The sequence below is a fragment of the [Chlorobium] sp. 445 genome, from assembly GCA_002763895.1.
Lineage (GTDB): Bacteria > Bacteroidota > Chlorobiia > Chlorobiales > Thermochlorobacteraceae > Thermochlorobacter.
This window is the reverse complement of sequence record NSLH01000051.1, coordinates 1-9652: the sequence shown is the minus strand read 5'-3', so window position 1 is coordinate 9652 and position 9652 is coordinate 1. Positions and strand designations below refer to the sequence as shown.

General features: G+C 47.3%; 6 protein-coding genes and 3 pseudogenes. 4 read left to right on the top strand and 5 right to left on the bottom strand.

Features of this window, described 5'->3' with window-relative positions; genetic code table 11:
* The first annotated feature begins 29 nt into the window (after positions 1-29).
* From CMR00_12440 to CMR00_12430, 3 genes and pseudogenes are all read left to right on the top strand, one after another.
* Positions 30-626, top strand: a complete 597-nt coding sequence (locus CMR00_12440; GenBank protein ID PIO47061.1) for a hypothetical protein — start codon at positions 30-32, stop codon at positions 624-626.
* Positions 627-658: 32 nt separating this feature from the next.
* Positions 659-1374: pseudogene (locus CMR00_12435) on the top strand (twin-arginine translocation pathway signal).
* Between the two features lie 18 nt (positions 1375-1392).
* A complete protein-coding gene (locus tag CMR00_12430) occupies positions 1393-2403 on the top strand; it encodes an AAA family ATPase (protein ID PIO47060.1) in 1011 nt (336 codons plus the stop codon).
* 18 nt (positions 2404-2421) lie between these two features.
* Here the strand turns inward: CMR00_12430 and CMR00_12425 are convergent, their stop codons facing one another.
* A complete protein-coding gene (locus CMR00_12425) occupies positions 2422-4569 on the bottom strand; it encodes a hypothetical protein (GenBank protein PIO47059.1) in 2148 nt (715 codons plus the stop codon).
* A 60-nt stretch (positions 4570-4629) separates the two neighbouring features.
* Positions 4630-6057, bottom strand: coding sequence for a hypothetical protein (locus CMR00_12420; GenBank protein PIO47058.1), 1428 nt, complete (start codon positions 6055-6057; stop codon positions 4630-4632).
* A gap of 283 nt (positions 6058-6340) precedes the next feature.
* Between CMR00_12420 and CMR00_12415 the strand changes: the two genes are divergently transcribed.
* A complete protein-coding gene (locus CMR00_12415; GenBank protein ID PIO47057.1) occupies positions 6341-7237 on the top strand; it encodes a DUF58 domain-containing protein in 897 nt (298 codons plus the stop codon).
* 38 nt (positions 7238-7275) lie between these two features.
* On the opposite strand, the pseudogene CMR00_12410 reads toward CMR00_12415, so the two are convergent.
* The 3 genes and pseudogenes from CMR00_12410 to CMR00_12400 form a co-directional block, all read right to left on the bottom strand.
* Positions 7276-7657: pseudogene (locus CMR00_12410) on the bottom strand (UDP-glucose 4-epimerase).
* 140 nt (positions 7658-7797) lie between these two features.
* Positions 7798-8973 carry an L-threonine dehydrogenase gene (locus tag CMR00_12405; protein PIO47056.1) on the bottom strand — a complete coding sequence of 392 codons (1176 nt, stop codon included), beginning with the start codon at positions 8971-8973 and terminating at the stop codon, positions 7798-7800.
* A gap of 201 nt (positions 8974-9174) precedes the next feature.
* Positions 9175-9648, bottom strand: a pseudogene (locus CMR00_12400) (aldehyde dehydrogenase).
* Positions 9649-9652 lie beyond the last annotated feature (4 nt).

The window sequence follows — 9652 nt, the reverse complement described above, 5'->3', positions numbered from 1 at the left end:
GCACAGTTGATGCAAGTTTGCTCGGCGGTATGCTCTTTGCGATGGATGCACGTCAAGCTGATGAAGGTCGAAGTTTCTTCTCAAAAAAGGGTGGCGGCAATAAAATCGGTGAGCAAATCGTCGATGAGCGTGTTACAATCTATGCCGACCCGCAGCATCCTGAAATTCCCGCTGCACCATTTGCAGCGGATGGGCGCGCTCGCGAGAAGATGATGCTCGTTGAAAACGGTGTGGTCAAAAATCTTTTCTATTCGCGCTACTGGGCGGAAAAACAAGGCAAAAAAGCTGTACCACCACCCGGTGGCGTGGTGATGCAAGGCGGCAATGCCTCACTGGAAGATTTAATCAAAGACACCAAAAAAGGTATTCTCGTCACGCGCCTGTGGTACATTCGTCCTGTCGACCCACAAACCTTGCTCTTTACTGGGCTCACGCGCGATGGCACGTTTTACATCGAGAACGGCAAAATCAAGTATCCTATCAAAAACTTCCGCTTCAACGAAAGTCCAATTATCATGCTCAATAATCTGGATGCGCTGGGCAAGCCTGAACGCATTGGCAATAACCTTATTCCGCCGATTCGTGTGCGTGATTTTACATTCACGAGTCTTTCAGATGCAGTGTGAGGCGTAGTGCAGTGCCAAGAAAGTTCACAACAATGACACGGCGAGAGTTTTTAGCAACACTTTCTGCAGGAGTAGCAACAGTGGGCTTCTCGCCGTTTGCGAACGCTATAGCTTTGCAATTTGAGCGCAGGCGAAAAGATTTTGTCTTCACACGCCTTCAATACACCTCGGGCAATTGGGACACAGACCAGCGCATGCCTTACAACCTACTCAACTCGCTCATTGAATACACCACAATTGAAGTTGAAACACGCGAGAAAATTGTAGCGCTCGATAGCCCCGCACTGTTCAGTTCCCCTTTCTGTTACCTTAGCGGGCACAAATTGGTACAATTTACAAGCAAAGAGCGAGAAAATTTCGAGAAGTATGTCCATAACGGTGGCTTCGTCTTCGTCGATGACTGTAATCACGATATCGATGGGCTTTTCGCAAAATCATTTGAGGCACAGATGGCGGCAATTTTTGGACAAGGTGCGCTCAAAAAAATTCCGAACTCGCACAAATTGTATTCTTCGTTTTCAAATTCGAAAATGGACCACCGACAACGTCGTTTGAGCTCAACGGATGGGGCGATGATTTGGTGCATGATTATCTGAAAGCCATTGAAATCAATGGTCGCATCGGTGTGCTATACAGCAACAAGGATTATGGTTGTGAGTGGGACTATGATTTTCGCAACAAGCGCTGGCTTGCTGAAGACAATACCAAGTTTGGCGTCAACATCATTCTTTACGCAATGACAGCGTAAATTCTTTGAAAAACACACATGCACACTGCAGAACTCACCGAAGCAGATATTGAGCGATTGTTAGAAAAACTTGCCGCACTTCGGCATGAAGTCCAAAAAGTCATTGTTGGGCAGCATGAAACCCTTGAGCAGTTGCTGACGGCATTTATTGCAGGTGGGCATTGTCTTTTGGAAGGCGTACCAGGGCTTGCCAAGACGTTGATGATTCGCACCTTAGCAGAGGCGGTTGCACTGCAATTTCGACGCATTCAATTCACACCAGATTTGATGCCAAGCGATATCATCGGTACGGAAATTCTTGAGGAAGACCATACCACAGGCAAGCGTTTTTTCAAGTTCAACAAAGGTGCAATTTTTTCGAACATCGTGCTGGCTGATGAAATCAATCGCACGCCCCCGAAGACGCAATCGGCTTTGCTTGAAGCCATGCAAGAATTTGAAGTCACGCAAGGTGGCATCACATACAAGCTCGATAGACCGTTTTTTGTTTTAGCTACACAAAATCCAATTGAACAGGCAGGTACCTATCCTTTGCCCGAGGCACAACTCGATCGCTTTTTGCTCTACATCAAAATTGACTACCCAACTGAAGCAGAGGAAATTCAAGTGTTGACGACGACAACGGGCAGCAAGCGTGTGCAGGTTGAAACTGTGATGAATGCGCAAGATATTTTAGACTTACAACACATTGTGCGTGAGGTTACCATAAGCCAACAGCTGGTGCAGTATGTGGCGCAATTGGTTCGTGCAACGCGCCCTGCGACTTCAACAATGTCCTTTGTCAAGGACTGGGTGGGTTGGGGCGCAGGACCACGAGCCGGTCAGGCAATGATTCTTACGGCAAAAGCGCGCGCCTTGCTTAAGCACCGTTTTGCTGTAACGCTCGAGGATATTCGCGCAATGGCGTTTCCTGTCTTGCGTCACCGTGTTATCGTCAATTTCAAAGCAGAAGCCGAACAGGTAACATCAGACACAGTTACTAAAGAATTGCTTGCTAGACTGCCCGAACCAAAAAGTCCGCTCATGTAGGAAAGAATGCCGATAGAGTCAAACTGTTGTTGCACTTGCTTCTGCAATTGGCAATTCTACGATAAACGTTGCACCTTTACCTTTGCCTTCAGATTCTGCCCACACTTTTCCACCATGCAGTTCTACAACCTGCTTAACGATAGATAACCCTAGTCCTGTAGAGGTTTCACCGCCCGTTGGATGTGCAGAGAGCCGTTGAAATTTCCCGAATAGCCGCTTCATATCATCTTCGCTCAGACCGCTGCCTTCATCTCGCACAGCGATGCGCACGACTTCTTTCGTCTCAAGCGAGAGAGTGGGGCTATCGTGTGCATGGTGCATCAATTGCTTCTCGACAGTTACCCAGATGGATGTACCCAGTGGTGAATACTTAATCGCATTACTGATAAGGTTTTCGAACACTTCTTGCATGCGGTTGATGTCGATGTGCACGATAGCACTGGATGTGATGGTGAGATGCAAAACTTGGTTTTTCTGTTTAGTCTGTATTTGAAACATCGCTACGACGGATTGAACAAGCTGCCCGATGTCTGTAGTGTCTTTTTGCAGGGTGAGTTTACCAGCATCGAGAGCGGCTGTGGCTAACAAATCTGTAATGAGTTTCAGCATGCGCTGTGCAGCATGTTCAATCAACTCAATGCCTGACAGAAGATGTGGATAATCAGCACACCGTTCTTTAAGCAGCCAAGCAAATCCGAGAATGGATTGAAGTGGATTTTTGAGATCGTGTGAAGCAATAGCAAGCAGTTCAGATTTAAGTGCATTGGCTTCTTCTGCGATTCTTCTCTGTTGCTCTGCTTCCAGACGCTGTCTATTGGCTTCTTTAGCCTGTCGTTCGGATTCCTGGAGGGCAGCGCGAAGTTCAAGGTTTTTCTGCTGGATTTGTGCTTCAGCCTTTTGCTTGAGCCGGAAACGGTTGGCGACAACCAGCGCAAGACTTGCTGTGAGAAAGATGCCACCTATGAGCGAATAGCGGAGCAGCGTGTCTCTTTCACGGTCGCGCTGTAAAAGCTCGATTTCTTGATTTTTCTTAACAAGATCATACTTGCTGTGTAGTTCAGCAACCACATCAGCTTGGCGTGTGGCAGTGGCTGAATCTTGAAACTGCGAATACTGCTTTTGCAAGAAATAGGCTTCCTTGAAGTTATTCATTCTGGCATGAATCTCTGCCAGTAAACTTAGGCAGTCTGGCAGACCATACCCCTGCGTATTTTTGTAGATTGTTAGACAGGCTTCAGCACTGTGCAAAGCACTTTGCAACTCCCCTTTAGCCAACTGAAGTCGGCTCAGCTGCAGCAGTGAACTGGCATATCGTGCAGGATGAGATTTTGAGACTTCAAGCGAGCGTGCAATGTAGCGTTCAGCTTCAGCGTAGCGTTGCTCACGCAAACAAATGCGCGCTAAATTAGCTGTAACTGACCATATTGTTTGGGGTTCATCGCACGACTCCGCCGTAGCCAGTGCCTCTCTCCAGATTACAACGGCTGTATCCGTCTGATGAAGGGCATCAAAGCATAACCCAAGATTATTAAGAATGATAGAGCTGCGGCGCTGGTCACCAGAAGCTTGCATCAAGCGCACCGCATGTTGATTGGCAAGCAGCGCATCTTGATAGTTTTCGTTTGTATAGTGCACCAGTGCAATATAATACCACGCCTTACCCATGCCGATCTGATCATTGAACTGCGCATAACTTTCAACCGCATCAAGCAACATTTTGACACCTTTCTCTTTGTCTATTCTTGAACTGTATGCTCGTCCGATTTCTAACAATGCATCAGCTTGGATGGCGGGCGGCATCGTGCGTGCAAGCCGTGCTGCAGAATCCGCCACATGCTGAATAAGACTGAAGTTGCTGGTGGAAGTGTTGTAGCCTCCATAGACCGAGAGTTTTCCCAATAGAGCATAAAGTTTACCTTTTGGATAAGAGAGGCGTTCAGAAAGCGCAGCGGCTTGTTCAGAATAATACAGTGCAGAGTCCGATGAGCGAAGACGATAAAGAGCAGCTAACTTGTTGAGAATATCCACTGTAAGTGTGTCACTTGATGTGATTGTATCAGGAAGAAGCAAAAATGATTTGAGACTGTCAATCTCGTGCTGTTGAGCAAAGCTCATGCTAGACACCGTAGCACAGAGTATCAAAACAAAAAATACCTGCAATACCATACTTATCTGAAAAACAATTCACTTGTTTGATGACAGCCCTGCTTATTATTGACGCTAAAACTATAACAATTGCGACTCAATGGTGTGAATGAGCGCACGTTTATCGGTTTCAAGCAGTTTCATAATCTCAAAGGTTTTCGCGCTAAAGCCTGCAATAGCATAAACCTCTTGCTCAGGAAAGTGAAGTGTGCCATAGCCCTGCAAATCAAAGGAGTAAATTTTGGGCGATGCCTTGAATTGCGATTTGTATTCTTCAAAAACGCTGGTTGGTGCACCAATACCTTTCCAGCCTTGCATATCCGAGAGAATGATAATGCGATTGTACTTGCGATTTGCACGCTTGAAAATGGCATGGAAGTTTGTGCCACCTGAAGCAAAGCGGATGCTGCGCGCAAGCCTAAGCGTAGTCTCTTGCAAATTGAGTGTTTGATACTCGGCATCATCGCTGAAGGTCATAAGGTCGGCATCATTAGACTTAAGAAGTGCAGCTGCAAAAAGCGACCCTATCGTTGCAGGACGCCCTTGCATAGACCCCGACACATCGAGTGCAACCAGAGTTTTACCTGCAAATACTGGGACATTCCTTAGTGCAATATCAACAGCTTGGCTAAGTGTCTCAACAACTTTTTTTGTACCAGAAAAATTTGTCTTCTCAATTGCCTCAAGCGCTGTAATGAAACGAAACGGCAAGACCAGTGAGGTTTCAATAAGTTTGGGGTCAACAAGTTGTGCTAGCACCGCATCAAGCAAGGCGTCGTTGTCTTCACAGGCTTCAAGAATGTTGCGTAGGTTGCGCAGCAGAGCAAAGTAGCCGAGTTTGTGCGAGTAGATTAACTGCGCCCAAGCCTCCTTTTTGAGTGCTAACACCTTGTCTTCGTGAAAGCCGTCCTGTGCCGCAATCTGTCCAGTTTGACTGAGGGCGGTTTCCCAAGTGCCTGTTGAGCGCAGTTTATCCTGAACAAGTGCCTGCAATGCCTCACGATTTTTGTCTGTGGGTGTGGGATGCAGCAGGTTTACAGCATCAATCAGTGAGAAGGCGTTGCGCGCACTGCGATACTTGGCAAGCTGGTAGCCATCGAATTTTGAAAATGCGGCGCCAAGTCCTTTCTTCATCGAGTTTGGAATGGGCTTACCGAAGCGGTGGATGTAACACGCAAGAATCTGCGTGATGTCATCTGGGCGGCGTACAACTTTCTCGAAGAAGGATTTCGTCCAAGTCTCTCGCTTAACCTTGAAACCAAGAATTGCAGCTAACTGGTGCGTAATGGAACGCATGCCAAATGTATGACGCGCATAAATTGCGGCTTTCGCTGCAAACTGTTTGTCATCGATAGCTTCGACTAAATCATAGAGTCGTTCTAACGTCTGTGTTTTGGTCCGAAAGAATTGCTGCTGCACAAACGACGTTAAAATGAGCGACGCAAGCTCCAACTTCGCGCTTTCCTTAAATGCGGCACCTCCCGCGAGGTTCTTTGTGATGCACTCCATTTCCGCCACTCATTGAACTTGGACCTATCTCCTTATTGAAAAAAATATCAGAGAGAAACCTGAAAAGCGGACCTGGGCGCAAACCCAATCCCCTCTTTGGGGACTCGCTAGACGAAGTAACGCTTTTTCTCACTACTCTGAAATGTCGTTGAGGAAAAATCATACAGGAGAAATAGATTCTACAAACTTAGGACAATATTTCCAAACTTTTGGACAATTTATTGCTCATCTTTGCATAGATGAGGCATAAATTCTTGCTGTTCAAGCATAATAAACGACGACAATGTCCGTTGCTTCCTATCGTTTCATTGACCCGCGCGTACTTGCTGCAATTGCAAATCTGCAACTTGTTGCTAAAACCGTTGTCGATGGGTTTATGCTGGGCTTGCATCAAAGTCCAAAGTCAGGTGTCGGGTTGGAGTTTAATCAATATCGGAGCTATGAGCCGGGCGATGACCTGCGGCGTGTGGACTGGAAAATGTATGCGCGTTCCGATAAGTTCTTTGTGCGCGAATCTGAAGTGGAGACAAGTACAAGTGTGCGATTTGTGCTCGATGCCAGCGCATCTATGAACCACAGTGAGAGTGGTATTTCAAAATTTGATTATGGTCGCTTTCTGATTGCTTCGCTGGCTTATTTAGCGCATTATCAGGGCGATGCGATTGCACTCTATGCGTTAAGTGATGAAGTGCAGGTTTGTCTCGAGCCCCGACGTCATCACCGACATCTTCATCAAGTATTGAACGCTCTACAATCCTTACGTGCAAGTGGCAAGTGGAAGCCGTGGCAAGCCATTGAGTCTCTTTTTCTGTCATCGCGCCATCGTGAAATCATCGTGTTTGTAAGCGATATGCATGAGTGCCACGAGGAACTGCGCACGGCACTAACCAAACTTGCCGGGCTGCGCCACGAAGTCTTGCTCTGTTACCTTGTCGGCAAAGAGGAACTTTCACTCCCACAGCGCGGCGCAGTAACCTTTGAAGACCTGGAAACAGGTGAGCGCATTGAAGTCAATGTCGACCTTGTGCGTGCAGCGTATCAAAAGGCATTTGCAGAGCATGCGAGAGCGATGCAGAACACACTGTTTGAGCATCGCATCACTGCACACCAGTTCTTCATTCAAGACCCGCTCGACTTCGCCTTGCGCGAATTTCTTAGGGCAAGAAAAAAGCTAGGTTGAAAACTATATAAGCCTAGTATGTGTGGCTTACTCAAATTTCACGATGCAGCAACAGCTGATTCTTGACGCTCCAGCTCAGCGAGTTCTTCCATTGTAAAGATACGGGAGCGCGTAATGAAGCGCACGCCAAGCGGAATCTCGAGCGAAAAACTCGCACCTCGTCCCTTCACCACATCAATAATCAGTTGCGTATGCTTCCAGTATTCGAATTGCTCACGCGACATGTAGAAACGCGCATCCGACAATCTCGCCGAGTTTGACATCATTTTCACCCACTCGATAATCACTCACGGAAAAACACATCGGCGCCGAGCCATCACAACAGCCCCCGCTTTGATGAAAGAGCAACTCGCCATGCTCAGCTTTTAATTGATTCACTATTGATTCTGCTTCCGGTGTAATTGAGACACGTTTAACCATCGTTGGATTATGTTTGAAATGCTTGTGAAGTTGATGTTCAAATACAAAATTCCATTCAAAAGCTTATCCCAAGCCTCCGCTCATACAGACACGAAGGCTTGGGATGTTCAGAAGCTAAAGCACTACTGCTTTCTCAACCCTTAGTGCGCCATTGCGTGTTCGTAGTCGTAGGCATGTTCAAAGATGCCAATGACTTCAGAGAGCGTTGGCTGAACAGGATTTGTAAATCCGCATGGGTCTTTCATTGCAAATTTCGCCATTTCTTCGAAATCATTCGGCGAGACATTCAGCGCGCGCAAATCTTTCGGGATATTGACGCGGTCTTTGAGTTCCTTGATTTTATCAATCACCGCGACGGCTTTGTCTGCATTTGTCATGCCGCTTTCGCTGAACTTCATTTCATCGGCAATAATCGCCAAGCGTTTTTCAGCAGCCTTCTTGTTGAAGTCCTCAACAGCTGGCAAGAGAATAGCGTTGCAAACCCCGTGTGGCAGGTCATAAAATCCGCCAAGTTGATGTGCCATTGCATGCACATAGCCCAACCCTGCATTGTTAAAGGCGACGCCTGCCATATACTGCGCGTAAGCCATCTTTTCGCGTGCTTCGATATCGTTGCCGTTGTCGTAAGCGCGTGGCAAGTTGGCGAAAATCATTTTGATAGCAGTTAGCGCGTTCGCATCAGTAAGCGGTGTTGCCCAAGTCGAAACGAAGGCTTCGACGGCGTGTGTGAGCGCATCCATGCCAGTTGCCGCTGTCAAACCTTTCGGCATGCTGACGAGCGTTTCAGGGTCGTTGATGGAAAGCAGTGGTGTGATGCGCCAGTCGATAATCGCCATTTTCACCTTGCGCGCCGTGTCGGTGATGATAGAAAAGCGCGTCATTTCTGCGGCTGTGCCTGATGTGGTATTGACCGAGAAGAGCGGTGCAGGCGTGTTTTGAACCTTGTCGACACCTTCGTAATCGTGAATGCGTCCGGGATTGGTTGCCATAATTGCCACTGCTTTGGCACAGTCATGAGAGCTGCCGCCACCGAGTGAAATAATTAGGTCACATTGGTTGCTCTTAAACACGTCCGTTGCTTCCGCCACATTGAGGTCGGTTGGATTGGGATGAACCTTTCCCCAAAGCACTGGTGTTGCACCACCGCTCACCACATACTGCTTAATGCGCTCTGCGAGTTCAGTTTTAGCCAAGAACTCATCAGTCACAATCAACACTTTCTTTGCGCCTCTTGCTTTGATTTCTGATGCAAGTGCGGCAATAGCCCCGCGCCCGAAGATATTCTTGTTGGGCGAAAAGACATACGCTGCATTCATAGTTAATTCTCCTGTTTAATGCGTTTGAAATGCTTTATGACACTATTGAATGTCCTTTGTAAGGTTTGCAGCTGCTGCATACTGACCGTAATGTCAAAGAACAACAACTAAAAGAACACAATCTCCTTTTGCGCACGATTAAATTGTGAGCGGCGGCTATAGCAACCCGCCGCTCCGTAGATACTCGATTCTTCAGCGCAATTAGAAGAAACCGAGTTTATTCTTGCTGTAAGAGATAAGAATATTCTTGTTTTGGCGATAGTGATTGAGCATCATCAGATGCGTTTCACGACCGAAGCCCGACTTCTTGTAGCCGCCGAAGGGTGCATGTGCAGGATAAGCATGGTAGCAATTCACCCACACTCTTCCGGCTTGAATGGCGCGCGGCACAGTGTAGGCTTCGTGCATGTCGCGTGTCCAAACACCGGCACCGAGTCCATATATGGTGTCGTTAGCAATTTCAATGGCTTCATCAACTGTGCGGAAGGTTGTTACTGCGGTAACCGGACCGAAGATTTCTTCTTGGAAGACGCGCATTTTGTTATTGCCTCTGAGAATGGTTGGCTCAATGTAATAGCCTTTTTCTAAGCCGCTGTTGATGCTGGCGCGCTTGCCACCGAGTAAGACTTCTGCACCTTCTTTCTTGGCAATGTCGAAATAGGAGAGAATCTTCTCTAAT

Coding starts and splice junctions, on each gene's coding strand:
- CMR00_12440 (PIO47061.1), top strand. CDS start 30: ATGCTCTTTGCGATGGATGCACGTCAAGCTGATGAAGGTCGAAGTTTC.
- CMR00_12430 (PIO47060.1), top strand. CDS start 1,393: ATGCACACTGCAGAACTCACCGAAGCAGATATTGAGCGATTGTTAGAA.
- CMR00_12425 (PIO47059.1), bottom strand. CDS start 4,569: ATGGTATTGCAGGTATTTTTTGTTTTGATACTCTGTGCTACGGTGTCT.
- CMR00_12420 (PIO47058.1), bottom strand. CDS start 6,057: ATGGAGTGCATCACAAAGAACCTCGCGGGAGGTGCCGCATTTAAGGAA.
- CMR00_12415 (PIO47057.1), top strand. CDS start 6,341: ATGTCCGTTGCTTCCTATCGTTTCATTGACCCGCGCGTACTTGCTGCA.
- CMR00_12405 (PIO47056.1), bottom strand. CDS start 8,973: ATGAATGCAGCGTATGTCTTTTCGCCCAACAAGAATATCTTCGGGCGC.